18 protein-coding genes are annotated in these 22,716 nt (G+C 61.0%); 16 read left to right on the top strand and 2 right to left on the bottom strand.

The window, feature by feature from the left end:
• The first annotated feature begins 11 nt into the window (after positions 1 to 11).
• The 13 genes from F4V43_RS16435 to F4V43_RS16375 all read left to right on the top strand — a co-directional run bounded on the left by F4V43_RS16435 (position 12) and on the right by F4V43_RS16375 (position 17,032).
• Positions 12 to 4,496: an SDR family NAD(P)-dependent oxidoreductase gene (locus F4V43_RS16435; RefSeq protein ID WP_150459343.1), complete on the top strand. Its 4,485-nt coding sequence runs from the start codon at positions 12 to 14 to the stop codon at positions 4,494 to 4,496.
• On the top strand, positions 4,493 to 5,713 hold the full coding sequence (locus F4V43_RS16430) for a beta-ketoacyl synthase N-terminal-like domain-containing protein (RefSeq protein WP_150459342.1): 1,221 nt from the start codon (positions 4,493 to 4,495) through the stop codon (positions 5,711 to 5,713). The genes F4V43_RS16435 and F4V43_RS16430 overlap by 4 nt, the downstream gene beginning before the upstream one ends.
• 19 nt (positions 5,714 to 5,732) lie before the next feature.
• Positions 5,733 to 6,458 (top strand): thioesterase II family protein, encoded by a 726-nt coding sequence (locus tag F4V43_RS16425; RefSeq protein ID WP_191089619.1) that lies wholly within the window; start codon positions 5,733 to 5,735, stop codon positions 6,456 to 6,458.
• Positions 6,459 to 6,479: 21 nt separating this feature from the next.
• Positions 6,480 to 8,081 carry a non-ribosomal peptide synthetase gene (locus tag F4V43_RS16420; RefSeq protein WP_150459340.1) on the top strand — a complete coding sequence of 534 codons (1,602 nt, stop codon included), beginning with the start codon at positions 6,480 to 6,482 and terminating at the stop codon, positions 8,079 to 8,081.
• A gap of 41 nt (positions 8,082 to 8,122) precedes the next feature.
• Positions 8,123 to 8,797: a 4'-phosphopantetheinyl transferase family protein gene (locus F4V43_RS16415; RefSeq protein ID WP_150459339.1), complete on the top strand. Its 675-nt coding sequence runs from the start codon at positions 8,123 to 8,125 to the stop codon at positions 8,795 to 8,797.
• A gap of 192 nt (positions 8,798 to 8,989) precedes the next feature.
• Positions 8,990 to 9,634 carry an accessory gene regulator B family protein gene (locus F4V43_RS16410; protein ID WP_150459338.1) on the top strand — a complete coding sequence of 215 codons (645 nt, stop codon included), beginning with the start codon at positions 8,990 to 8,992 and terminating at the stop codon, positions 9,632 to 9,634.
• A complete protein-coding gene (locus F4V43_RS16405; protein ID WP_150459337.1) occupies positions 9,597 to 9,770 on the top strand; it encodes a cyclic lactone autoinducer peptide in 174 nt (57 codons plus the stop codon). Before F4V43_RS16410 ends, F4V43_RS16405 begins: the two co-directional genes overlap by 38 nt.
• Before the next feature lie 96 nt (positions 9,771 to 9,866).
• Positions 9,867 to 11,174: a sensor histidine kinase gene (locus tag F4V43_RS16400; protein WP_150459336.1), complete on the top strand. Its 1,308-nt coding sequence runs from the start codon at positions 9,867 to 9,869 to the stop codon at positions 11,172 to 11,174.
• Between the two features lie 6 nt (positions 11,175 to 11,180).
• A complete protein-coding gene (locus F4V43_RS16395; protein WP_150459335.1) occupies positions 11,181 to 11,915 on the top strand; it encodes a LytR/AlgR family response regulator transcription factor in 735 nt (244 codons plus the stop codon).
• Between the two features lie 95 nt (positions 11,916 to 12,010).
• A complete protein-coding gene (locus tag F4V43_RS16390) occupies positions 12,011 to 12,841 on the top strand; it encodes a helix-turn-helix transcriptional regulator (protein ID WP_150459334.1) in 831 nt (276 codons plus the stop codon).
• Positions 12,842 to 12,993: 152 nt separating this feature from the next.
• Positions 12,994 to 15,003, top strand: a complete 2,010-nt coding sequence (locus tag F4V43_RS16385; protein ID WP_150459333.1) for a methyl-accepting chemotaxis protein — start codon at positions 12,994 to 12,996, stop codon at positions 15,001 to 15,003.
• A gap of 160 nt (positions 15,004 to 15,163) precedes the next feature.
• A complete protein-coding gene (locus F4V43_RS16380; RefSeq protein ID WP_150459332.1) occupies positions 15,164 to 15,982 on the top strand; it encodes an alpha/beta hydrolase in 819 nt (272 codons plus the stop codon).
• Positions 15,983 to 16,072: 90 nt separating this feature from the next.
• Positions 16,073 to 17,032: an acetylxylan esterase gene (locus tag F4V43_RS16375; RefSeq protein ID WP_150459331.1), complete on the top strand. Its 960-nt coding sequence runs from the start codon at positions 16,073 to 16,075 to the stop codon at positions 17,030 to 17,032.
• A 164-nt stretch (positions 17,033 to 17,196) separates the two neighbouring features.
• Here F4V43_RS16375 and F4V43_RS16370 read toward each other — a convergent pair whose 3' ends face one another.
• A complete protein-coding gene (locus F4V43_RS16370; RefSeq protein ID WP_150459330.1) occupies positions 17,197 to 18,501 on the bottom strand; it encodes a glycoside hydrolase family 27 protein in 1,305 nt (434 codons plus the stop codon).
• Between the two features lie 111 nt (positions 18,502 to 18,612).
• On the bottom strand, positions 18,613 to 19,497 hold the full coding sequence (locus F4V43_RS16365) for an AraC family transcriptional regulator (protein WP_150459329.1): 885 nt from the start codon (positions 19,495 to 19,497) through the stop codon (positions 18,613 to 18,615).
• Between the two features lie 264 nt (positions 19,498 to 19,761).
• Here F4V43_RS16365 and F4V43_RS16360 point away from each other — a divergent pair, with 264 nt between their 5' ends.
• From F4V43_RS16360 to F4V43_RS16350, 3 genes are all read left to right on the top strand, one after another.
• The gene (locus F4V43_RS16360; protein WP_150459328.1) at positions 19,762 to 20,676 is read left to right on the top strand and encodes a hypothetical protein; all 915 of its coding nucleotides are present in this window, start codon (positions 19,762 to 19,764) and stop codon (positions 20,674 to 20,676) included.
• A gap of 145 nt (positions 20,677 to 20,821) precedes the next feature.
• A complete protein-coding gene (locus F4V43_RS16355; RefSeq protein ID WP_150459327.1) occupies positions 20,822 to 22,126 on the top strand; it encodes a galactokinase in 1,305 nt (434 codons plus the stop codon).
• Between the two features lie 161 nt (positions 22,127 to 22,287).
• The gene (locus F4V43_RS16350) at positions 22,288 to 22,626 is read left to right on the top strand and encodes a cupin domain-containing protein (protein ID WP_150459326.1); all 339 of its coding nucleotides are present in this window, start codon (positions 22,288 to 22,290) and stop codon (positions 22,624 to 22,626) included.
• Positions 22,627 to 22,716 lie beyond the last annotated feature (90 nt).

Raw genomic sequence — 22,716 nt, 5'->3', positions numbered from 1 at the left:
GGCGATTCCCCATGCAAGCTAGCGAATACATTTATGGCCAGGTTCAAAAAGGGCAGCTCGACGCCGAGACCGGCAAGTCCCTGCTGGAAGAGATTCTGCCGGACGACATCGCGATTGTCGGCATGTCCTGCGAGTACTCGGACGTCCGGGACGCCTTTGAATTCTATCAGGCGATCAAGCACAGCAAGCGCGGCTTCAAGACGTTTCCCCAAGACCGCGTTGCCTATATCCCGAAGGACCACAGCTATCTGCTGAACGGAGCGGCCCACCTGAAGACGACCCCGGAGGACTTCCTGGACCGGCTGTGCAAGGAACAAGGAGCGTATCTGGAGGAGATTGACAACTTCGATTATGAATTCTTCGGCATGTCCCGTGAAGAAGCCCGCTATGTCGATCCCACGCACCGTCTGGTAATGAAGCATTCCTACCTTGCTCTTGAAGACGCAGGCCTTACTCTGGACCGGGTGAAGGACAGCCGGACGGCCATTTATATCGGCAAGGACAAATCCATTACGGCCAGCTACCGCTCCGAGATCGAGGAGGACTCGACCCATGTGAACGCAGGCAACTGGGAGGGCATTCTGGCGAGCCGGCTCAATTATCTCTACAACCTGAGCGGCGGGTCCTTCGTCATCGACACGGCCTGCTCCTCCTCGCTGGTGGCGGCCCATCTGGCGGTGAAAACGCTGCGCGACCACGAGATCGACAGCGCGATTGTCGGCGGGATCGCCCTGGGCCTGTTCCCCCGCCAGGGCAGCGTCATCGACCAGTACAGCAATGTGGAGACGCCCCGCTCCTTCCTGAAGGTGTTCGACGCCGAATCGCAGGGCACGATCTTCGGGGAAGGCGTCGGCATCGTCATCCTGAAACGGCTGAAGGATGCGGTGGCGGACAACGACAACATCCACGCCGTCATCCGGGGCAGCATGATCAACAGCGACGGCCGCTCCAACGGACTGACTGCGCCGAACCCCCACGCCCAGAAGGATCTGCTGATCGACGCCTATGAGCGCAGCGGCATTTCGCCGGAGACGGTGGAGTACATCGACGCCCACGGAACGGGAACGAAGCTCGGCGATCCGATCGAGGCCAGAGGCCTGACGGATGCCTACAAGAAATATGTGAGCAAGCGGGGCTTCTGCGCCCTGACCAGTCTCAAGGAGAACATCGGCCATACGGTCGGCGCGGCCGGAGTGGGCGGCCTGATCAAGATGTCGCTGGCGCTGGAGAACCAGGAGATCTTCCCCAACCGTTCGTTCGAAGCGCCCAACGAGTATATCCGGTTCGTGGACAGCCCGTTCTATATCCCGACCGAGCCCGCTGCCTGGGTCCGGGGCAAGTACCCGCGCCGCGGCGGAGTCAGCTCTTTCGGCTTCAGCGGAACGAACGCCCACGTCATTCTGGAGGAATACGAACGGAAGGTGCAGCCGGAGGAGCCGGGTACGGTGTATCCGTTCCTGTTCAGCGCCCCGACCGCGGAGCAGCTTCTGGTCGTGCTGAATAAGTTCGACAAGCATGCCGATTACTTGAACCGCTACCGGCTGAAGGACCTGTCCTATACGCTGCTTCGCCGCAGAGACCGCCATCCCTCGGCCGTCGGATTCCTGGCCGCCAGCCGCGAGGAGCTGGCGGACAAGCTCCGCGGAGCCGCCGCGCTTCTTCGGAACAGCGGAACCGTGGCGGACGGCATTGCGGCTTCCGAAGGAGCGGCAATGTCCGCCGACATGAAGAAGCTGACCCAGCACCGGCTGCGTTCGGACAGGGCGTCGGTTACGGCGGAAGAGCGGCTGCGGCTTGCGCTGGACGGACTGGAGTCGGCCTTCGACGATTTCCCTTACGGCGATGCGGTCACGGTCTCCCTGCCGGGATTTGAATTCAAGCGCGTCGTGCTCTGGGCGAATGTCAAAACGTACAGCCGGCCGGTCAAGGCCGAGCAAGGCCAGCCTGTAGCCGGAAGACTGATCCGCCGCCAGACGCTCCGGTCGGAGAAGACGGACGTGTACCAGGTTACGCTGCACCCGGACGACTGGTTCGTCGACGACCACCGGATCGGAGGCAAGCGGACCTTCTCGGGAACGACGTACACCCAGCTCGCTTCCGAACTGGCGGTGCTCTACTACAAGACGCCGGCGTACACGCTGGACAAGCTGTACTTCAAGAGCCTGATCCAGCTTGACGACAAGACGCCGAAGAGCTTCTCGGTTCTCGTCCACAAGCTTGCGGGCGGCCAGCTTGAAGTCGAGGCCTTCTCCTACGAAGGGGAAGCGCTGGAGAACTATACCGTGCATGCCGTCTTCTCGATGAGACAGGCGGAGGCCGTACCGGCCGAACTGAGCCGCATTTCCACCGACTCGTTCGGCGAGCTGGCTCCGGCGGTTCTCGGCGCGGAGAACAACAGCTTCTTCAAGGGCCGCTGGGACTTCTTCGGCCACAACTTCCAGATGGATTTCCACACGCCGGGCCTGGTCAGACTTTCGCTGGATCTCAATCCCAAGTATGCGGACGATCTGAAGGAGTATCATCTCCATCCGTCCATTCTGGATGGACTGATGGGCGCCATGGTGTATGAGCGCGCCCAGGAGTGCGGCAAGACCTATCTGCCGCTGTCCTACGGCAAATTCACCTTCACCGGCGTGCCGTTTACCCGCAAAGTCTACTCGGTCACCGAGATGCTGTACAATCCGGCAGCCGACCATGACGTCATCACGGGCAATGTATCCGTGTATACCGAGGACGGACAGCTGATCGCCTTTGTGGACAAATACAGCATGAAGGCCTTTGCCAATGTGTACTTCCGTCCGCAGCTGCATACCGTCCGGTGGGAGCCGTCTTCGGTCGCGCCGAAGACGGGAGCTGCGGAGCTTGCCGGTACCCGGACCCTGATTGTAGGCGACCCGGCCGCCGCCGGCATCTGGACAGAGGGAACGGCGGACGTAACCTATGCCGATTACCGGCAGGAACTGACGGCCGGCGAACGGTACGACGCCGTGATCTACGCGCCGTGGCTCTCCCGGGAAGAGGAGACGGAGGCCGGACAGCTGGACGAGGAACTGGGGCACTACTTCCGGTTCGCCAAGGCGGTTCCGAAGCTGCTTCGCCGCGGCGGGAAGCTGATTGCAGCCGCGGGCCGCGGGCTGACCGCTTCGGCAGAGGGAACCGTGGACCCGCTGCAGTATGCGCTGCTGAGCTCGGCCCGCATCCTCGGCATGGAGAACACCGGCTTCTCCACCATCATGGTGCAGAGCGATGACTTCTCGGTGGACCGGCTGATCGGTCTGGCCATGGAGGAAGAGCTGGCGGGCAAGAAGCTGATCCTTAAGAACGGCGTCCTGTACGAAGAGACGCTGGCGGAGCTTGGCGATACCGAGCCGAACCGCTTCGAGCTCTCGGACGGCGACATCGTCGTCGTCACCGGCGGCTACGGCGGCATCGGACTGGAGTATGCCGAAGAGCTTCAGCGCCTCCACTCCGGCATCCGCCTTGCCGTTCTGGGCCGGACCGACACCCTGGCGGTCCTCTCCGCGAAGGAGACGCGGACGGCGGAGGAAGAAGCCAAGCTCCTCCGGCTGCAGGACCTGGCCGCCCGGGGAGAGATGACCTTCCACCGCTGCGACCTGGCTTCGGAGGAGGAAGTCCGGCAGACGCTGGAGCAGCTGGCGGCACAAGGACCGATTGCCGGCGTCGTGCATCTGGCCGGCGTGCCGGAAGACGGGATGCTGTTCAGCAAGACCCGGGAGCAGTTCCGCCAGGTGACCGGACCGAAGGTGACGGGAACGGCGCTGCTGCGCAGGTACACGCGGGAACAGCCGCTGCGCTTCTTCGTAGCCAGCTCTTCCATGACGACAATCGCCGGATCGCCCGGACAGTTCGCCTACACGCTGGCCAATGCCTATCTGGAGGGAGCCGCCTTGGCGGACAACCGGATGACGGCGGTGCAGTGGCCCGGCTGGAGCGAGACGGGCATGGCGCTGGCGTTCGGCGATATGGCGGCTGCTGACGAGCATCTGCTGATGAAGTCCCTCCCGACGCTGATCGGACGGGAATATATCAAGCTGTCCCTCGGCGCAGGCGTGCCGCGAATCATTGCCGGCGAATTCAACCGGAACCGGGCGGCGGACTATCTGGGCCCGTACATGCAGCTTCCGCAGACCTGGGCGGACGCCGCCGAGGCCAAGCCGGCCGCAGCGGAAGGCGGCGAAGCCGGCAGCTATGCCATCAAGAGCTATGACGCGCTGACCCTTGTCGGCGCAGACAGCCAGGATACCGTCGAACAGTTCGTAACCGTCGTCTTCGCCTCGGTGCTGGATCTCCAGGAAGTGGATGTGGACAAGAGCTTCACGGACCTGGGAGGCGACTCCCTGAAGGCCTTCGGCATCTACAAACCGATCGCCGAGCAGTTCCGGATTGATATGGAGGTGGCCGACGTGTTCATCTACCCGACGGTCCGCCAGCTCAGCGGCTATGTCCGGGAGCAACTGGAGGTGGGAGTGGCATGACCGGTTCCGCAAGAGAGGTGGTTATCGTCGGATGCCGTTACGATCTGCCCGCGGCCCATGCGCAGGAGGCGGAGCGGCTGCTGGCAGCCAAAGCGGACATCTGGGAAGAGCGGCTGGAGTCGCTGTCTTCCCGGGTGGGCCGCACCATCGAAGGGGCGGGTTCCTTTGACGGCCTGTTCTACCCTTCGCTCGAGGACCGCTTCCCTCTGGAAGGGATCGGAGAGGAGCGGACCCGGTTCCTGCTCTCCAGCGAGCGCATCACTCTCTCCCTGTTCCAGCCGCTGCTCGGCTCGCTGCGGGGAGAAGAGGGCGGGCTGCTCGTCTCGGCCGGATCGGCGCAGACCGATCAGCTGGCCAAATCGCTCTTCATGCAGCTTGAGCCGGAGCTGTTCCGGCAGGCCCTCGAGCTGCTGGACCCGCTTGGTTACCTGAAGCTGCTGAGAACGGGCCGGGCGCCGGCTCTGGAGACCGTCAGCGAGGCCTCAAGCTCCGGCGCCGGCTCCCTGCTCAGCGCCTACAACCGAATCCGGTACGGACAATTCAGCACAGCGGTCTGCGGCGGCTCCTGCGCCGCAACCCTGCCGCTGCCCTACGAGCTGTCGGCATTCGGCTTCGGAGACGACCGTCTGATCCAGCCGTTCGAGCAGGGGGCCTCCGGCCATTACTATTCCGAAGGCGGCGCCGCCTTCGTGCTGAAGGAGAAGCAGCGCGCGCTGGCCGACGGAGACCCGATTCTGGCGGAGATCCGGCATATCGGGACAGGGGCGATGGGCAGCTCTGTCGTCAACCGCAACGTCATGAAGAAGCTGATTGCGCAGTCGCTCGAAGCCGCCGGCATGGAGGCGGACGCCGACATCATGATGGACCTGTACGGCAGAGGCAACGAGATTGACGACTCGGCGGAATTGTCCTTTGTCCGCAATCTGCGCAAATCGTATCCCGGCCTTAAGGGCGGCTTCCTGAAGCAGGATGTCCAGTATGTCGTCGGCTACTACGGGCTGATGGGCCTGTGCCGGCTGCTGGAGGCCCGGCAGGAGGGCGGCGAGCTGGCCGGCCGGAAGATCGAGACGCCGAACCGTCTCATCGGAGCCGTGCGGGAGGAAGACTGGACGACGGAGGCGGCCCGGTATACCCGCTTCTCGATCCCGGTGTATTCCATGCACGGGAACGCCTATCACCTGCTGATTGACACATCGCCGGACCGCTTGGCCGGATAACGACAAGGAGGAGAAGACCGTGAAGCTGATCTGCTGCCCCTATGCGGGCGCCCATGTCAATGTATTTACCGGGCTGCACAAACAAATCCGTGCCCGGCTGCCGGACCTCGGCCTGCTGGCCGTTGAATATGCGGGCCACGGCCGGCGTCTCTCGGAGCCGGCGCTGGAATCCATCGCCGAACAGGCTGCCGACCTGCTGGCCCGGCTTGAGCCGGAACTGGACCCGGATGAAGAGCTGATCCTACTCGGCTACAGCATGGGCTCGCTGATTGTCTATGAACTGGCCCAGCTGCTGAAGCAGCGCGGGTTCCGCATAGGGAAGCTGATCTTCATGGCGGCCACCCCTCCGCACCGCGTCCGGGTCAGTGAAGAGGATCTGGAAGAAGACGAAGCTCTGCTGGAACACTGCCGCGTCTACGGACTCATCAAGGAGCATCAGTTCGATTCGCCGCAGATGCGGCGTCTGTTCCTTCCGGCGCTGCGCAGCGATATAGCGGCGGTGGGCCGTTACAACATCACCAACGGCTACCGGTGCCGCCGGTTTCCGGCGGAAGTGGAGGTGGCCGTATTCCAGGGACGGAGCGACCGTTCCGTCACCGCGCCGGAAGACTGGAAGGATGTCACCGAAGGCGAGCTTGCCCGTTACGATTACCCGGGAGGACACTTCTTCCTGTACGAATGCCAGGAGGAAGTCGTCTCGGATCTGCTGCTGTTCATTCAGGGCTCGAAGCGGCCCGCGATCTGAAATTAGGGGAGGAAGATTACAATGACAAGTATACTGGAGCTTTTTCACACCCATCTGACGAGCCGCGGAGAGACGGTCGCGGTATCCGAGACGAACCGGAGCATCACCTACTCCGGATTGAACGCCCTCTCGAACGGGTACGGCGATCTGCTGGCGAAATCCGGCATCGGGCCGGGGGATGTCGTTGCCATCGAGCTGGAGCGGAGCATCGAAGCCATCGCCGCCATGCTCGCCATTCTGAAGGCGGGGGCCGCCTATACGGTCATCAACAAGAGCTATCCCGAGACCCGGAAGCAGTACATGCGCGAGACGCTCGGCATCCGGCTGACGATCGACGAGGTGCTGGAGCCGCAGGCCGGGCGGGAGAGCGAATGGCAGGCCGCAGGCCGGTCCGCCGACCAGCTCTGCTACGTGATCTTCACATCGGGAACGACATCGCTGCCCAAGGCGGTGGGCATTCCGGACCGGGGCGTTCTCCGGCTTCTCGGCGAGAAGCGGCTCGGGCTGGAGGCGGGGAAGACGATCTCCCATATCAGCCCGCTGGAATTTGACGCCTCGATCATCGAGGTGTGGGGCGGTCTGCTCAGCGGCATGACCGTGGCGCTGATGTCGAAGACGGAGGTGCTCAATATTTTCCTCGTAGAGAAGCGGATCAACCAGGAGATCGACATGATGTGGATCACCAGCTCGCTGTTCAACTTCTGGGTGGACAAGAAGCCCGAAATGTTCAAGCGGCTCGACCGCGTCATTGTCGGCGGCGAGCAGCTCAGCCTCCAGCATGTGCGCAAGGCGCTTCCGTATACGGCGGTCATCAACGGCTACGGTCCGACCGAGAACACCGTGTTCACGACGCTGGACGTCATGGAGAGCGAGGTGGAGGAGATTGCAATCGGGACGCCGATTCACGGAACCGGGGTATTCGTCGTGGACGAGTCGGGTCTGGAGAGCGAAGAGGGCGAGCTGTATGTGACCGGCGAGGGAATGGCGCTCGGCTATCTCGGCAATCCCGAGAAGACCGCCGAGGTGTTCACCGAGTGGAACGGCATCCCGGTCTACCGGACCGGCGATCTGGTGCGGAAGCTGGCGGACGGCCGGATCTCCTATCTGGGGCGAAAGGATACGCAGGTGAAGGTGAACGGCTACCGCATTGATCTCCAGGAGATCGAATATGCGGCCAAGTCGCTGGGAGCCCAGAATGCGCATGCTTTTGTGCAGGACAAAAAAATCTGTCTGGCGGTCACGACCCGCCTGGAGAACCTGAACGGCAAGCTGAAGTCGGTGCTTCCCATGTACATGCTCCCGGCGAAGACGGTCTACGTGTCCGAGCTTCCGCTCACGGACAACGGCAAGACCGATACGCGGACGCTCTATGAACGCTTCTTCCTGCCGAAGGATAAGAAGGTCGCCCGGATTGTGCAGCGGTACGTGAACACGGACCGGCTGACGCCGCAGACCGATTTCTTCGAGCTTGGCATGGATTCCATCACGGTATGGGAGATTGCCCGGGAACTCAACCAGACGTTCGGTTCCGATTTAAGCTTCTTCGATATCATCGAGAATCCGACCGTTGCCGCTATCTCGTCCATGATCGGTGAAGAATACCATGCCGCGTACAGCCTGTAAGGCGTGAGACATCTGATGAAACGGTAAGGAAGTGAGCCGATGTGATACACCCCGTATTGATCGAAATGGATGCCATGCCGGCGATTGAAGCGGAAGATACGCTCAGCCGGACGGAAATGGACATATACCGGAACATGGTGAATGAGGGGAGAAGGCGGGAATTTCTGTACGGCCGGTATGCCATCAAGAAGAGTCTGCTGGAGCACTTTATCGGGGAGCAAAAAGCCTTCGATCAGATCACGGTCGATTACGGCGTTCTTCGCTACCCCATTCTCAGAGACCATGTGGTTGAAGTGGGGTTGAGCCACTCGAAGCAATATATTCTGGCGGTGCTGTATACGAAGGACCAGCTGGTCGGCGTGGACGTCGAGACTATCCGCGACGGCATTCCCGTCGACGATATGCTGAGCGAGGCGGAACAGGCGCTCATCGCGCAGGCCGGATTCCGGGAAGCGTTCGGGTATATGTTCTTCAGCTGCAAGGAAGCGTTGGGCAAGGCGCTGCGGATGGGGCTGCTGGCCGACTACCCGGTCTATGAGATCAGCGGGATTGCCCGGGACGGGCGGTTCCAGCGCAGCGTATACCGCCTGAAGTTCGCCTGGTTCCCGTTTCTGACCGGCTACTGCTTCATGAAGAATGAGATGGAGATTTGCAGTATCGTCGTTCCGGCCAAAATGGACATCGAAGCCGCACTGGCGGCGCTGATGGCTTCATAAGAATTTATCCGGCTCCCTCCCTGAAGACAGCAGGGGAGGGAGTCTGTCTGTGCAGCTAGGTGTTCCGCTGCAGCAGTTAGGACAAGATTCGGCCCCTTTTATACGCAAACAGGAAGGAAAATCGCATTGTCACGCCTAAAATGTTCACGAGTCTGTCAAGGAGTTAAGATAGATTCAGAGAGGAGATGAGATATGACGCTGAAAGCAACCGCTGCCAGGGTATCCATGACGGAGAAGGCCGCTGCCCGGCTTACCGCTCTGCTCAGCAGAGGCCGAGAGCTGGACCGGCTGGAAGTCCTGAAGATGAAGCTTGGAATCGAAATGCTGCTGATTAATCTGAGCAAAACGACTCTCATCTATGCCGCTTCCGCCGCCTGTCATCTGCTGTGGCAGACCCTTGTGCTCCATACCGCCTACTATGCGGTGCGAAGGAGCTCCTTCGGTCTCCATGCGAATACGAGTCTGGGCTGCACCTTATCCAGCGCCGTCCTGCTCCTGGGACTGCCGTATCTGGCAATCCGCCTGCCCTTTGGCAATTTCCCCGTACTGCTCACATCCCTGATCTGCCTGTGGATTCTGGCGCGACACGCGCCGGCCGACACCAGCAAGTTCCCGCTCCTTGGACCGAACCGGCGGAGAAAGCTCCGCAGTCAATCGCTGGGCGCCTGCCTGGCCGTCACGGCAGCCGCACTGCTCTGCCCCGCGCCGTTCAAGGCGCTGCTCATGCTGGGGGCCGCCCTGCAGACGCTGATGATTCACCCTTTTACATACCAACTATTAAAAAGGAGTGTTAATAACTATGAACAATATGAAGCAGGATCGGTTAGCCGGAATTAGAGGTCACATGGCGCATGCGCTCGGCAGTCTGGCCATCAAGAGCGGCGAAATGTCGCTGGAGAAATGCTGTTTCTTAATCGGATACGAGCCGGAACTGCCGCTGGAGCTGTTGAAGAGCGCTCGGGAGGACAAATAAAGGAGACGAGGAAAAAACGGCCATTTTCTGTTGACCGATGGAAAAGGGATTTGATAGTATGGTTGGAAATAGACATGATCTTCTGAAGGAGCATCCATGTATACGTTCCTCTGCCTGCTAATCCAAATCCTGACGGTTGTTCTCTCCGCTTATGTCATGCTGGACTACAAGGTAACCTCCAGGGAACTGCTGATTCTGATTCCCGGCTCCCAGGCACTGGCTTATCCGTTGTATTTGCTTCTCGGAACGGCCAGCATCTTTGTGGTTCTGCCCGTCATTGCGCTGTTTCTCTGGTACCATCTGAGGCGGCTCATGGTCAGTATTCTGACTCCGGTCATTGCCCTCATTCTGCTCGTGCTGAGCGACTATGTTCTCAACCTGGTCAGCATTCTCCTGCTGGACATCAACTTCAGCCAGACTCAGGCCTCGATCGGCTGGCCGGCCGTTCTCTACAGTCTTGGCATCCTCTGCCTGTCCATTCTGCTTAGCTTCGGCATCCGCCGACTGATTCAGCTGATCCTCCAATACAAAGAATTCACGAAGAAATACGGCGGCCTCTTCCTGCTGCTGAGCGTAACGACCTTATCGATCTTCTATATCAATATCTTCAACGGCGAACAGCAGGGCTTCTCCGAACATAATATTCAAGCGAATTCCCTGCTGTTTCTGTTCTATTTTGTCCTGCTGATTGCCGTGTTCTCGGTGCTGATTCGCGTTATTCTCAAGGAGACGGCGCTCAAGAGCAGGCAGGAGCATTACGAGCAGCTGATGGAATACACCAGCACGCTGGAGTCCATGTACCGGGAGATGCAGCAGTTCCGCCACGATTACATCAATATTCTGATGACCATGTCGGAGTATATCCGGGCCAACGATATGAACCGCCTGCAGGCTTATTTTGAGAACAAGATTGTTCCGATCAGCCGGGGAATGCAATCGAATAATTTCAAGCTGGGCGCTCTGCAGAATGTGAAGCTTCAGGAGCTGAAGGGCATTCTGTCCTCCAAGCTGATTCAGGCCCAGGAGCTGGGCATTGATACGGTCATTGAGGTGGAAGAAGTGATTGAGAGTACGCCGATGGACTCGGTCGATCTCTGCCGGTGCATCGGCATTATTCTCGACAACGCCATTGAAGAGGCGGTGCAGTGCCAGGAGCCGGCGATCAATGTTGCGCTGATCAAGCGTCCCCAGTCGGTTCTGATTGTCGTATCCAACAGCTGCCGGCCGGATACGCCGTTGATCTACCGGATGTATGAGCGGGGCTTCTCCACCAAGGGAAGCAACCGGGGGCTTGGGCTGAGCACGCTTCGGGAAGTCGTCAGCGGTTCCAGGGAAGCCACGCTGGATACGGAATGCCGGGACGGACGGTTTATTCAGGTGTTGAGTATGGAGGAGGTATCATAGTCAGGCATGCTGGAAGTATTTATTTGTGAAGACGATGAAGCGCAGCGCAAAAAGATGGTGAAATATGTGTCCGATTATATCACCATGGAGAATCTCGATATGAAGATTGTCATGGCGACGCCGAACTCGGAGGATATTCTGGAGTACTTGCGGAATAACCGGGTAACGGGTCTTTATTTTCTTGATGTCGATCTCAAGGAAGAGAAGAGCGGGATTGCTCTGGGAGCGGAAATCCGCGAATACGATACCTATGGGGCCATCGTCTTCGTGACGACCCACCCGGAACTGACTTATCTGACGTTCACATACAAGGTAGAGGCGATGGACTACATTACCAAGGACCAGTTCACGGATATCCGCCAGCGGGTCATTGAATGCATCAACACCGCCAACCAGCGTTACGTGATGAACAAGCACGACAATCTGAAGATCTTCCAGGTCAAATCCGGCGACAAGATGATCAGTGTGCCGTATGGCGAGATCATGTTCTTCGAGACATCGCCCCAGCTGCACAAAATTATCCTGCATACGAAGAACCGTCAGGTGGAGTTCTACGGCAAGCTCAAGGACATCCTGGAACGGGACACCCGGTTCTACCGCTGCCATAACTCCTTTGTCGTCAACAAGGACAACATCATGGAGGTCGATTTCGGCAAGCGGGAGATCCGGATGAAGAACGGGCAGATCTGCTATGCCTCAAGCCGGTTCATGAAAGGGCTGAAGGGCATTGTTCAGGACTAAATCAGGCCCCGCAACCGCCGGTTGACATCTTGCAAGCCTAACTTGGTAGCCAATTTCATGCCGTCAGAGATAAGATCGGGATGAGGTGATTGAGGATGCAATTGGCAGATAAACTGCAAATGTACAGAAAACAGCGGGGGATGTCCCAAGAGAATCTGGCGGACCGGATCGGCGTGTCCCGACAGGCCGTCTCGAAGTGGGAGTCGGGACAGTCTTCCCCGGAGCTCGACAAGATGGTGGCGCTGAGCCGTCTGTTCGGGGTAAGCGTCGATGCCCTGCTCAAAGAGGAAGAGGCGGGGACGGCGGAGCAGGCGGCACCGGCTTCCCCGGACGGATTCGTCCGGCAGCCGGTGCCGGAGACCGGGCCGGGAATGCCCTACTCTTCCTGGGGGCCGTCGTTTCATTACGAATATAAGAGCCGCCGGACCTGGTTCGGCGTTCCGCTCGTCCATGTCAACCTCGGACGGGGGATCCGGGTGGCCAAAGGCATTGTCGCCGTAGGGACGGTGTCCGTCGGAGTGATATCGGTCGGAGTGGTCGCGCTGGGCGCTCTCTGCTTCGGTGCGCTGGCTCTGGGTCTCATCAGTCTTGCGGGACTCGCTGCCGGGGTGCTGCTGGGAGCCGGAGGAATCGCCGCCGGAACGGTTGCCTTCGGAGGCCTTGCCGTCGGCGTCATTGCGGCCGGCGGGCTGGCGGTCGGCCTCTTCTCGGTCGGCGGCTGCGCGATCGCTTCCCATATCGCGATCGGCGGCTATGCCAGCGGGCATATCGCCATCGGGGATACTGCACGGGGAGCGTATGCCCTGATGCCGGGCGACGGCAACTGGAGCACCATTCCCGCAGATGAAGTCAGAGCACTGATCGAGCGGGAGTATCCGCGGCTGTGGAAGCCTCTGGCCCGGGCTCTGACAGGGCTGTTCCGGTAGAGCCGCCGGAACCTGTGTGAATCCAGGAACTTGCGTTGGATTAGACGCAGGTTCTTTTTTTTGGAAAAAACGAATTTCTCTATAAACAAAAGGCGAAAAATGTCGAAAATATAGGAGATATCATTTCATTTACGACAGCGAGGGGTTAATGCATGAAATTTTTTTCGTCTCTGCGCAAGCGGTCTGTATCTCTCAAAACCAAGCTGACAGCCTTGCTGCTGGTGCTGGTTATTGTACCGCTGCTGATTGTAACCGGGACGCTGTCGCAATCCTTCACAGGGATTGTGAGGCAGGAAATCGAAGACGAGCAGCTTCAGCTTGCGGGGACCAATGCGGCTGCCTTGGACACGCTGCTTAAGGAGAAGATCGACGCGTTCAAGAGTCTGACGGCCGAATATCAGCCTGTTCTGCTGGGCGGAGACCGCGCCCGCATTGTGGCTCTTCTGCAGACGATGAAGGCCTTGAACCCTGATGTGCTGTCTTTCTACTATTCAACGGCTGCGGGACAGGCGTTCAACGAGGAGAACGTCTCGCTCGATATATCGGGCTTCGCCAATTTCCAGCGTATCCAGAAGGAGAAGACGGTCGGCGTCTCGGATTTGCTAAAGGACAGCAAGAGCGGGGCCAACATCATCCTGATCGACATCCCGCTGACAGACAAGTCGGGCAATTTCCAGGGAATTATTCAGGGCATGCTCAGCCCAGACCACATCCTGGAGCGCCTCAATGAGAATAAGCTCAGCAAGACGACCTATGCCTACCTGCTGTCCAAGACCGGGGTATATCTGACCCATCCAAATGCGGACAAAATCGGCAAGAGTTTCAAGGAGTTCGCCAACGCCGCCAAGATCAAGACGTTCGACAATGAAGTGCTGGCAAAAGAATCCGGTACCGTGCATTACACCGAGCCGGACGGCACCGCCAAGACGGCCTCCTATGACAACGTGGATCTGACCGGCTGGAGAGTGGTCGTCAGCGGCGAGGATTCCGATCTGCTGGCCAAGGTGACGGCAACCAAGCGGGAAGCCATGCTGACCCTGCTGATCAGCGCCGTGTCCGTAGCGGTGCTGGCCTATCTGGCGTCCGCCGTTATCATGAAGCGGCTGAAGCCGTTCACCCGGCTGATGAAGAAAGTCTCGGAAGGCGACCTGACCGACCGGCTTCCGGTCAAAGGCAGCGACGAGCTGGAGCAGGTCAAGACCGGCATGAACGAGATGCTGGATTCCTTCTCCCATGCGCTGGAGAAGCTCTCCGATTCGGTGCAGCACACGGCGGCGTCTTCGGAACAGCTCACCGCCATTGCAGCCAGCTCGCTTCAGACGTCGGAAGAGACGGCCCAGGCCGCCGAGACGATGGCCCAAGGCGCAACGATGCAGACGGAGGGGTCCGAGCAGTCGGCGGAGGCCATTCAGGAGATGGCGATCGGCATTCAGCGAATTGCCGAATCGGCCGGAATCGTCAACGAACGGGCGCTTGACGTGCAGAAGGAAATGATGAACGGAGACCAGGCGGTCGAGGACGCCGTTGCCCAGATCAACGGAGTGAAGGAGACCGTCGGCCGGTCGGCGGCGACAATCCGGGTGCTTCAGTCCAAGTCGGAAGAGATTAACGGCATCGTCACTTACATTTCTTCCATTGCCACGCAGACCAATCTGCTCTCGCTGAACGCCTCGATCGAGGCGGCCCGCGCGGGCGAGCACGGCCGCGGATTCGCGGTCGTCGCCGGGGAGGTCAAGAAGCTGGCGGAGCAGACGTCCGCAGCCACAGAATCCATTGCCAATCTTGTGGCGGAGATTCAGCAGTCTACGCTGAATACCGGCCAGGCGGTAGAAGAGAGCATCGGCCGGGTAGAGGCCGGCGTTCAGGGAATCAACCGGGTGCGTGAAGTGTTCGAGTCCGTGCTGGATGCCGTTCAGAGCGTTACCGCCCAGATTCAGGAAGTATCGGCGGCCACCGAGGAGCTCTCGGCCAGCACCGAGGAGATTTCGGCCTCCATGCACGAGATGGTTGCGATCTCCCGCGAGTCGCTCGGAGAGTCCAAGCGCATTTCCCAAGGCGCAGCCGAGCAGCATCAGGCGATGGAGGACATTTCAGCCTCTTCGTCGTCGCTGTCGCACATGGCGGAAGAATTGCAGGAACTGGTCGGCAAGTTCAAGGTATGATCGGACCTTTAGCAGGACATGGAGCAGGATTATGGAAGGAGCGTCTCCCGGGGGAGGCGCTCCTTCTGTGCTGTCCTGCCGGACGGGTCTGCCGCAGACTCGGCTTCTATGATAATATGTAAGCGAGTGCAAGCAAGCTTGATGAGAGAAGGATAGCGATATGCGAATGGAACTTTGGCCGGAAGGCGCCCCGCTGGCTGCGGGAGACGGGCCGGAAGACCGGCCGGCGCTGACGGCCTATCTGCCCGGCCCGGGCGAAGCGCTCCGCGCCGCCGTGATCGTCCTGCCGGGAGGCGCTTACTTCCTGCGGGCGGACCATGAAGGCGGGCCGGTGGCCCGCTGGCTGAACGGGCTCGGTCTCGCCGCGTTCGTCCTGGATTACCGCGTTGCGCCGTACCGGCATCCCGCTCCGCTGCTCGACGCCCAGCGGGCTGTCCGGACGGTCCGGCTGCATGCCGCCGAGTGGGGCGTCGATCCGGACCGGATCGGCATTCTGGGCTTCTCGGCGGGCGGACATTTGGCCGGAGCAGCCGGAACACACTATGACCCGGGCGAAGCCGGGGCGGCGGACCCGGTGGAGCGGATGTCCTGCCGGCCGGATTTTATGATCCTGGGATACCCGGTCGTCAGCCTCGGTGAATTCCGGCATGACGGATCACGCACGAATCTGCTGGGACCGGAACCGTCCGAAGAGGAAATTCGGCTGCTCTCGAACGAGCTTCAGGTAACCGCCGATACGCCTCCGGCTTTCATCTGGCATACCTCGGACGACCCGGATGTGCCGGTGGAGAATGCTCTGCTGCTGGCGGCGGCGCTGAGCCGGAGCAAGGTGCCGTTCGAGCTGCATTCTTATCAGTCGGGGGAGCATGGGCTCGGGCTTGCCCAGGACCATCCCGAAGCCCGGACCTGGCCGGGCCTCTGCGCCGCCTGGCTGAGACGGATCGGGGCCGCGCCGGCAGCCGGGAACAGACAGAAGTAGAGGCGGACGCTTTTGTAAGCTAAGCAGCAAGACTGTTGCCGTCAACAAGACCATTGGAACCAAGAAGACCATACGAGGAGGATACATACGATGCCCATGCTGGACATGCCGCTTTCAGAATTAAAAGACTATGAGGGCCGAAATCCGCGGCCCGCGGATTTCGACGCGTACTGGGAAGCCGCGCTGGAGGAGATGAGAGCAACCGATCCCCAGGTGGAGCTGGTGCCTGCGGAATTTCAGGCCCCGTATGCGGAATGCTTTGATTTGTATTTTACCGGAGTCGGCGGATCGCGCGTACATGCCAAATACATCCGGCCGAAGGACGTTCCGGCGCCGCATCCCGCCGTTCTCCAGTTCCACGGCTACAGCGGAGACTCGGGAGACTGGCAGGACCGGCTGCAATATGCTGCGCTCGGCTTCTCCTGCGCCGCGCTTGATGTGCGGGGCCAGGGCGGATGGTCCGAGGACCGCGGCGGCCACAAGGGCAACACGTTCCAGGGCCACTTTATCCGCGGTCTGGACGGCCCGGCCGAACAGATGATGATGCGCCAGGTCTTCCTGGACACCGCCCAGCTGGCGGCAATCGTGATGGGCTTCGAGGAAGTCGACGAGAACCGCGTAGGCGCAACGGGCTGGTCCCAGGGCGGCGCGCTGACAATCGCCTGCGCCGCGCTGGAGCCGCGGATCAAGCGGGCGGCTCCGGTCTATCCGTTCCTCAGCGACTACAAGCGCGTATGGGAGATGGACCTGGCCAAGGACGCCTACGGCGAGCTGCGGGATTACTTCCGGCATTTCGATCCGCAGCACAAGCGGGAGGATGAGATTTTTGCCAAGCTGGGCTATATCGACATCCAGCATCTCGCTCCGCGCATCCGGGCGGAGGTGCTGTTCGGCGTCGGGCTGATGGATAATATCTGCCCGCCGTCCACCCAGTTCGCTGCGCTCAACAAGATTCGCTCCCCGCTACAGCTGGAGATCTATCCGGACTTCGGCCATGAAGGACTGCCCGGCATGCCGGACCGGATCTTCCAGTTCCTGATGGAGCTGTAAGGCCCGGCGGGCGGCAGAGGCGCAGGGCCTGTGGGCGGCCCGCAGCATCAAGAGGCCGTCCGCAACACCGAAAGGCCGCCGCAGCACCAAGAGGCCGCCCCCCGGCAGGGGCGGCCTCTTGGTGCTGGAGCCGGTTCGGCTAAGAGCCCGCCGGGCGCGGCTCCTTAGCCGAACCGGTACAGCCGGACGCCGTGCGGCGGCACGCCGGCGTCCAGGGCGCCTTCGGCCAGCCGGGCGGGCTGGCCGCTCCACAGCTCGGTCCCGCCGCCGGGGAAGGCGGCAAGGCCGAGCTCCTCCGGCGACAGCCGCAGGTCAAGCGGCGTCTCGCCGGTGTTGAACAGGGCGGCGTACACGGCGCCGCCGCTCTCTTCCGCCGTCCAGACGACGGCGGGCCCCCGGCGGAGCGCTTCGCGCGCGCCGCCGCTCTCGCGGTGCAGGCGCAGCACATCGCGGTTGGTGAGGAGCGACAGCGTCCATTCGTCGTTGTCGCGCAGTTCGCCGCCGAGAATGAGCGGCGAGCGGACGATGCTCCAGAGCGACAGCAGGGTCAGCTGCTCGTCGCGGGTGAACCGGGTCCACCGGTCGGAACCGCCGCCGTCCACCGAGCGGATGCCGATGTGTCCGAGAGGCAGCATATCGCAGTCCGGCCAGCAGCCGGGACCGGCGACGCTCTGCCAGGCGCGGCAGCGGTCGAACATGTCCAGGAGCAGCGGCCACTGATCCCAGAAATCATCGGTGACCCGCCACATATTGGCATGCTCGCGGAAGAAGCCGGCCAGCTCTACCGGGGCCGGACCGGGAGACAGGCTCAGAACCATCGGCCGTCCGCAGCGGGCGATGGCTTCCCGGATCAGGACGATTTCGTCCTGGTGGGTGCCGTACAGCCGGGAAGCGGCGATGTCGTCCACTTTGACGAGATCGACTCCCCAATCGGCGTACATTTGAAAAAGCGAATCATAATACGCCTGGGCTCCGTCCCGCGAGGCGTCCACGCCGTACATGTCCGTGTTCCACGGACAGATGGAGTTCGGATGGGCGATGCTGCGGGCGGTGGCGGCGCTGCCGAGGATCGGGGTGTCGGCATGGACGGCCTGGCGCGGAATGCCGCGCATGATATGAATGCCGAACTTCAGGCCCATACCGTGAATTTCAGCAGCCAGCGGCTTGAAGCCCTGCCCGCCGGCCGCCGAAGGGAAGCGGTTAACGGCCGGAAGCAGACGCGAATAGGCATCCATTTCGAGCGGGACGAACGGACGGTACTGGGAAGAGACCGCGCCGGGCTCATACCACTGGATATCGACCGTGACATATTCCCAGCCGTATTCCTTCAGATGGGCCGCCATGTAAGCGGCATTGCCGCGAATCTCCTCTTCGGTGACGGCCGCCCCGTAGCAGTCCCAGCTGTTCCAGCCGAGCGGAGGGTAGGGGGCGGCCGCATTCTTGTCATAAGACGCAGATGTATCGGTCATCGGATTTCAGGCTCCTTTGCATAGCTTCTTTCTTAATCATAGGCAGGGAGCCTTCGGAGAATCTATAGTGATTTCATGCCGTTTAACAGCACAATATTGCGGTCGGAAGCTCTAATCCCAGAACAGCCGGCGGTACTGCAGGCTCTCGCCGCCGCCGCGGAAGGCGCCCGGCGTAATCCCGGTCTGGGACCGGAACGCTTTGATGAAATAGCTGCCGCTGGAGTAGCCCAGCTCGTCTGCGATCCGTTCGACGCTCAGCGAAGTTCCCCGCAGCAGCTCCATCGCCCGTTCGGTTCGCAGCCGGTTCAGGTAGGCGGCCGGCGTGAGCCCGGTGCAGGCCGAGAAGCGGCGGATGAAGTGGGACTTGGACAACCCGGCATAGTCGGACAGCAGATCCATGCTGACCGGTTCGCAGCGGCGGTTCTCCAGATATTCGGCCGCCCGCCGGACCGGCTCGGGCCATGCGGAGCGTCCGGGGCGGGCGGCTCCGCTGCGGGCCAGCTCCGTTGCGAACTGGTAGACGTAGGAAGATGCGAGCAGGGGGTCAACGATGCGGCCGGCGGCGGCCTCCGCAAAGATCAGCCGGAGCAGAGAGGCGGCTGCGCCCGAGGGCGGGAGCAGGGGCGTGTCTCCGGCCAGTCCGGTGAACCGCCTCCAATGGGGGAGAATCAGCTGCGGCCGCATGAGAATGAAGTAGAACTCCCAGGGCTCCGTCCCGTGCTCGGAATAATAATAACGGTGGCGGCCGGGAATCTCGGCAAGAAAAGCCCGGCCCGGCCCGATTCGGGAAATCTGTCCCCCGCGCTCGAACCGGCCTTCCCCGGAGACCGTATGCTGCAGAAGCAGAAGCGGACCGTCCTCCCGGACAAGTCCGTCCCACAAGTAGCCGGGGTGGCGGGCCGTCTCATGGCCGACGGCGAACAGGCTGCCTAGCGCCAGATCGGGATCGTCCGAGAAGCGAAAGCCGTAGGTGCCCGTCAGGGCGGTTGTGCTCATATTCATCCTCCGTTCCCTGTGCAGGGTTCATTGGCTTCATTGTAAGCCAGCGCGCGCAGATGCGGCAAAAAAAGAGAGGGCGCCGCTCTCCGGCGGCCCCCAAATCCGAGTCCGGCGGGAACGGAGACCGTTCCCGGTCTTGCGGCGAATCCCGCTTGCAGAGAGAGGAAATCTCCGCGGGATGTGTGCTATCATGGGAGAGACGAAGCGCTACGGAGAGCGGCGGTCTTCCGGCCGCCGCCCGGGAAGAAGGAGAGAGAGCAAGTGAACGAAGAAGTAAAAGCAGCGTATCGTCTTCTGGAGCTGCCGGAGGACGCCTCCCGCGAGGAGATCGACCGCCGGTTCGACCTGCATTTGAAGCGGAGGCGGTCGGTGGGCGCCGGATCGGCAGAGGGCGTATCCGAAGCCGAACTGGCGTATGAGCGGACAACCGCAGCTTACCGTCTGATTCTGTCGGCCCTCCAGCGGGAAGACATCCGCCGTGCGGAGGAAGAGCGGCTGGCCAAGTACGGCCCGCTCGCAGGAATGGCCAAACGGACCGAGACCTTCTTCCGGATGAACGGAACGAAGGTGCTGGTCTCCCTGATTGTTCTTGCCGTTCTGGGCTTTGCGGTCTGGGGCATCGCGAACCGGATGGAGAAGAAGCGCTATGAGGCCAGTCTGCCGCCGGTCGATCTTCATGTGATGTTCATTGGAGAATTCGCAGCGGACGACGATCCGAAAGGGAACGGACAGCCCCTTGAAGACGCCATGGTGAAGACGCTTCCAGGATTCCGGCGGATCGAGACGGAGATTGTCTATGTGCCGAATGCGACAGGCGGAGGGACGGCGGACCTGGCTTACAAGCAGAAGGCCATGGCCGTGCTGGCGGCCGACGCGCCGGACTTGCTTGTGCTGGACCGCAACTGCTACGACTGGCTGGCGAATCAGGACCTGTACGCCGAGCTTCCGGCGGCCCGTCTTGCGGAATGGTTCCCGGACGGAGCGAAGGACAGCCGGGTGCTGACGGCCAAGGACGAAGACGGCAGCGAGCGTCCGTCGGCGGTTGACTTTACGGACAGCGCCCTGGTGAAGAACTGGCCTCTGCAGAAGATGGAGCTGTTCGGCGGGGTCGTCAACAAGTCGAAGCACGCGGAGCAGGCGCTGTCGCTGCTGCAGGCGGCGGTTCAGGCCGAGTAGCCGGGCCGTCTTCCAAGGGCGGCCGGACCGGAGTGCCGGACGGCGGTATTGACAAGCCCGGCGCCCGGCGCCGACAATGAAGAAGTTCGGGCCGCGCAGGGCGCGGCGGCATTTTAACATACGCATACAACGGGGGAATGAGCGCATGCCATCACTGGAACAGACAAGCGCATTACTGGAATCGAAGGCATTCACTGCACTTCTTGAAGAGATGTACGGCCAAGACCCGGAAGTGACGAAGGCGCAGCGCGCGCGCTATGCGGGCCTTCTGGATGAATACGCCTCCCGCTTCGGCGAGAGCGACGTTTTCCTGTTCAGCTCGCCGGGACGCACGGAGATCAGCGGCAACCATACGGACCACAATCTCGGCAAAATCGTCGCCGCCAGCATCAATATGGACTGCATCGGCGTTGCCTCCAGACGCAGCGACGGCAAGGTCGGCATCGTCAGCCTGGACTACAACGAGGACTTCACCATTGATCTGGCGAACCGGGCGGACGTTCCGGGCGCTTCGGGCACGTATACGCTGGTGCTCGGCATTCTGGAGGGCTTCGAGAAGAAGGGCTTCCGCATCGGCGGCTTCAATGTCTGCCTGACCAGCGACGTCATCAGCGCCGCCGGGGTTAGCTCCTCGGCCTCGTTCGAGATGCTGATCTGCGCCATCGTCAACTCGTTCTATAACGAGGGAGCGCTGAGCGTCGTCGACTGCGCCAAGATCGGGCAGTATGCCGAGAACCACAAGTGGGACAAGCAGTCCGGTCTGCTCGACCAGATGGCCTGCGGCCATGGCGGCCTGATCTCGATCGACTTCCGGGATGCGGCCAATCCGGCCATTTCGAGCGTCGATTTTCAGGCGATCAACCGGGATTATACGCTGCTGATCGTTCCGACCGGAGGCAACCATGCCGACCTTAGCGCGGAGTATTCCTCCATTCCGTCCGAAATGAAAGCGGTCGCGGGCGTGCTCGGTGCCAAGGTGCTCGGCGAGCTGCGGGAAGAAGACGTGCTGGCGCGGATTCCCGAAATCCGCGAGAAGGCGGGAGACCGGGCGCTGATGAGAGCCCTGCACTTTTTTGAGGAGAACAAGCGGGTTGAAGGTATGATCGGGGCGCTGGCGGAAGGCGACGCGCAGGCGTTCCTGCGTCTGATTACGGAATCCGGCAACTCGTCGTGGAAATGGCTGCAGAATATCTATGCCAGCTCGGCGCCGGACGAGCAGGGCGTATCGGTTCACCTTGCCCTTACGGAGCTGTTCCTGCGCAATCACGGCGGCGTCGGTGCGACCCGGGTGCACGGTGGAGGCTTCGCGGGTGTAATTCTGACGGTTCTGCCGCACGCGCTGGTCGAAGAATACAAGGCATATCTGGCCTCCTTCGGCATGAACCAGACCTATACGATCCGGATGCGTCCGTACGGCTCCGTCAATCTGAACGGACTTCTGAAGGACTGATCGCTTCGACCGGCAGCAGAGAAGCGGCGACCGAATTGTATCCAAAAGGTGACGACCTGATCCGCTGAATAAGCGAAAGGCCAAGAGTGCGCAGGATCACACGGAGAAGGCCGCTCTTTTGTTAGAATGAGAACAAATCTCATTTACAGGAGGAATCCAGAATGGAGAAAGCATCGGTTACCGCCGCGATGGAATATAAGGAAGAACGTTTTACGAAGCGGGTGCTGTTCCAAAAAGGGGAAAGTGTCCTGTTTGTCCTGAATTTCCTGCCCGGACAGGAGCTGCCGCTGCATAATCATCCCGGCGCAGATGTCTATATCACCGTGCTTGAGGGAGAGGGAACGGTGCTGGCCGACGGCGCCGAGTATCCGGCGGCACGGGGCGACGCCTTCCATATCGGAGGCGGAGAGCAGTTCGCTTACCGCTGCGGCGGAGGGCCTTCTTCGCTGCATGTCGTGCTGAGCAAGCTGCCGGGTCCGGAATACGGACAGAACGTGTAGCGGCAGAACGCCCACGACGCGGCAGAAACGGAAGCGGAATAGAGAACGCACAGAAAGGGGCAGGCCGGATATGATCCGGCCTGCCCCTTT

Origin of the sequence: Paenibacillus spiritus (genome assembly GCF_008710135.1) — a bacterium.
GTDB lineage: Bacteria > Bacillota > Bacilli > Paenibacillales > Paenibacillaceae > Paenibacillus_AQ > Paenibacillus_AQ glufosinatiresistens.
The sequence above is the reverse complement of the archived record's forward strand: the minus strand, read 5'-3'. Positions and strand labels throughout refer to the sequence as shown.

Coding starts and splice junctions, on each gene's coding strand:
- F4V43_RS16430 (WP_150459342.1), top strand. CDS start 4,493: ATGACCGGTTCCGCAAGAGAGGTGGTTATCGTCGGATGCCGTTACGAT.
- F4V43_RS16395 (WP_150459335.1), top strand. CDS start 11,181: ATGCTGGAAGTATTTATTTGTGAAGACGATGAAGCGCAGCGCAAAAAG.
- F4V43_RS16410 (WP_150459338.1), top strand. CDS start 8,990: ATGACGCTGAAAGCAACCGCTGCCAGGGTATCCATGACGGAGAAGGCC.
- F4V43_RS16365 (WP_150459329.1), bottom strand. CDS start 19,497: ATGAGCACAACCGCCCTGACGGGCACCTACGGCTTTCGCTTCTCGGAC.
- F4V43_RS16380 (WP_150459332.1), top strand. CDS start 15,164: ATGCGAATGGAACTTTGGCCGGAAGGCGCCCCGCTGGCTGCGGGAGAC.
- F4V43_RS16405 (WP_150459337.1), top strand. CDS start 9,597: ATGAACAATATGAAGCAGGATCGGTTAGCCGGAATTAGAGGTCACATG.
- F4V43_RS16355 (WP_150459327.1), top strand. CDS start 20,822: ATGCCATCACTGGAACAGACAAGCGCATTACTGGAATCGAAGGCATTC.
- F4V43_RS16435 (WP_150459343.1), top strand. CDS start 12: ATGCAAGCTAGCGAATACATTTATGGCCAGGTTCAAAAAGGGCAGCTC.
- F4V43_RS16390 (WP_150459334.1), top strand. CDS start 12,011: ATGCAATTGGCAGATAAACTGCAAATGTACAGAAAACAGCGGGGGATG.
- F4V43_RS16385 (WP_150459333.1), top strand. CDS start 12,994: ATGAAATTTTTTTCGTCTCTGCGCAAGCGGTCTGTATCTCTCAAAACC.
- F4V43_RS16350 (WP_150459326.1), top strand. CDS start 22,288: ATGGAGAAAGCATCGGTTACCGCCGCGATGGAATATAAGGAAGAACGT.
- F4V43_RS16400 (WP_150459336.1), top strand. CDS start 9,867: ATGTATACGTTCCTCTGCCTGCTAATCCAAATCCTGACGGTTGTTCTC.
- F4V43_RS16370 (WP_150459330.1), bottom strand. CDS start 18,501: ATGACCGATACATCTGCGTCTTATGACAAGAATGCGGCCGCCCCCTAC.
- F4V43_RS16375 (WP_150459331.1), top strand. CDS start 16,073: ATGCCCATGCTGGACATGCCGCTTTCAGAATTAAAAGACTATGAGGGC.
- F4V43_RS16420 (WP_150459340.1), top strand. CDS start 6,480: ATGACAAGTATACTGGAGCTTTTTCACACCCATCTGACGAGCCGCGGA.